Annotated in this window: 2 protein-coding genes and 1 pseudogene; 1 reads left to right on the top strand and 2 read right to left on the bottom strand. The window is 65.2% G+C overall.

Annotation, left to right across the window (positions count from 1 at the left end; all coding sequences use genetic code 11):
* Nucleotides 1-261, bottom strand: a pseudogene (locus JHD07_RS38920) (hypothetical protein); the annotation flags it as partial.
* 91 nt (nt 262-352) lie between these two features.
* Nucleotides 353-1,288: a DMT family transporter gene (locus tag JHD07_RS38915; RefSeq protein WP_291631873.1), complete on the bottom strand. Its 936-nt coding sequence runs from the start codon at nt 1,286-1,288 to the stop codon at nt 353-355.
* A gap of 93 nt (nt 1,289-1,381) precedes the next feature.
* Between JHD07_RS38915 and JHD07_RS38910 the strand changes: the two genes are divergently transcribed.
* The gene (locus tag JHD07_RS38910; RefSeq protein ID WP_291631871.1) at nt 1,382-1,783 is read left to right on the top strand and encodes a DUF1330 domain-containing protein; all 402 of its coding nucleotides are present in this window, start codon (nt 1,382-1,384) and stop codon (nt 1,781-1,783) included.
* The last annotated feature ends 70 nt before the right edge of the window (nt 1,784-1,853 follow it).

The raw sequence follows: 1,853 nt of genomic DNA, 5'->3' as shown, positions 1-1,853 counted from the left end.
CGGCAGCACCAGCGTGATGTTGCGGCTCGGATAGGTGTCGGCCTGAGCAGTGGATGCCGCAGTGAGGACAAGCGCGGCCGCGCCGACGGTCCGCAGGTTTCGAATCAACGCTGAAAAAATCATGTGTGGTCGTTCCCTCTTTTTCGTTGGCGGGGAACCTAGCTTGTCTTCATCAAGATCGGAAGACATGAGTTTCGCGCCCCGGGCGCGGTGCAGCACGCCGCTCTTGGCGGCGTGGTGCACTGCTGAACCGGGGCCCATGCTTGCGGCAGCCTGGGTCCCGGCTCTGCGTCGCAACGCTTCGCGCTGCGCCGCGTCCGGGACACGAGAGTGCATCGTCCGTCGCGCGGAATTACTTTGCCGCCGAGCCCTGCCGCGATGCGAGCACGACGCCGGCGAGCACCATCGCATAGCCGATCAGGTGGAACGGCTGCAGCTTTTCGCCCAGCAGCAGGATCGCCATCGCCGAGCCGAACACCGGCACCAGATGGAAGAACGGCGCCGCCCGGTTCGGCCCGATCAACGCGACGCCGCGGTTGAAGAAGAGGTAGGCGAGGGTGGAGGGAAAGATCAGGATGTAGCCCAGCGTCGCCAGCGTGATCGCGTCCAGGTGCAGCACCCGGCCGCTGGCCGCCTCCCAGATCGCCGTCGGCAGCAGCATCGTCGCGCCGCAGCAGGTGGTAAAGGACAGGAAGGAGAGCTGATGAATCTTCGGCCGTCGCGGGATGAACACGGAGTAGAGGCCGAACGCGACCAGCGAGGAGGCGAACATGATGTCGCCCCTGTTGCAGCTGATGCTCGCGAGCGCGGTGAGCTCGCCGCGCAGGATGATGATCAGCACGCCGAGCAGCGAGATCGCGATGCCGCCGAGCTGCGCGCCGGTCAGTCGCACGCCGAACAGCACCAGCGACCACAGCGCCACGAACAGCGGACCCGCCGACTGGATCAGCAGCGCGTTCAGCGCCTCGGTGTATTGCATCGCCCAGTACGAGATCGCGTTGTTGAAGGCAAAGCCGACCAGCGACAGGAACAGCATCAACGGCAGGCTCTTGCGCAAGGCCGGCCAGTCGCGCTTCAGATGCGGCCAGGCGAACGGCAGCAGGATCAGGAACACGCCGTACCAGCGAATCGTGGTCACCGTCAGCGGCGGCACATGCGCCCCGACATGGCGCGCGAGCACGATGTTGCCCGCCCAGAACAGCGAGGTCAGGCTGAGCAGCAGATAAGGCTGGTTGTTGAGCCAGCTGGCCGGATTGGCGGCCTTTGGCGCGGGCGAAGCGGTCGTCATTGGCGTTGCGAACGAGCTTGCGCCGGATGGCCGGGATGGCACAAGTCACGCAGCCGCAATGCTACAATGCAGGCCTGAGCCGAGGAGGTGCCATTGGCGGTCAATATGTTGAACATCGAGGGGCTGGAGCGGCTCGATCCGAATCAGCCGGTGGTGATGCTGAACCTGATGCGCTTCCACGCGCGCTCGCGCGGCGGCGATGGGTCCGGCTGGGACGCGTATCTGCGCTACAGCGCGATCACCGTGCCGATGATCAGGGCGCGCGGCGGCACGTTGCTCTGGACCGGCGAAGCCAAGACGGTTGCGCTCGGTCCGCATGACGGCAACAATTGGGACTTCGTCGCGCTGGTCTATTATCCGTCCGTTGCGGCCTTCCTCGACATGATGACGTCCGAGGCCTACGAGACGCAGGCCGATCCGCATCGCGTCAACGGCTGCGCCGAGCACGTCATCATCGCGACGAGCGAAGCCTACAGCAAGTTCAAGATAAAATAGCCTGCGCTCTTTCTTACCCTCCCCTGGAGGGGGAGGGTCGATCGCGCGTCGCGCGAGCGGGGTGGGGTGA

The organism is Bradyrhizobium sp., assembly GCF_016462955.1.
Lineage (GTDB): Bacteria > Pseudomonadota > Alphaproteobacteria > Rhizobiales > Xanthobacteraceae > Bradyrhizobium.
This window is presented reverse-complemented; position numbering and strand designations above follow the sequence as displayed.

Excerpts from the sequence above, each read along its gene's own strand:
- JHD07_RS38915 (WP_291631873.1), bottom strand. The coding sequence starts at position 1,288 with ATGACGACCGCTTCGCCCGCGCCAAAGGCCGCCAATCCGGCCAGCTGG.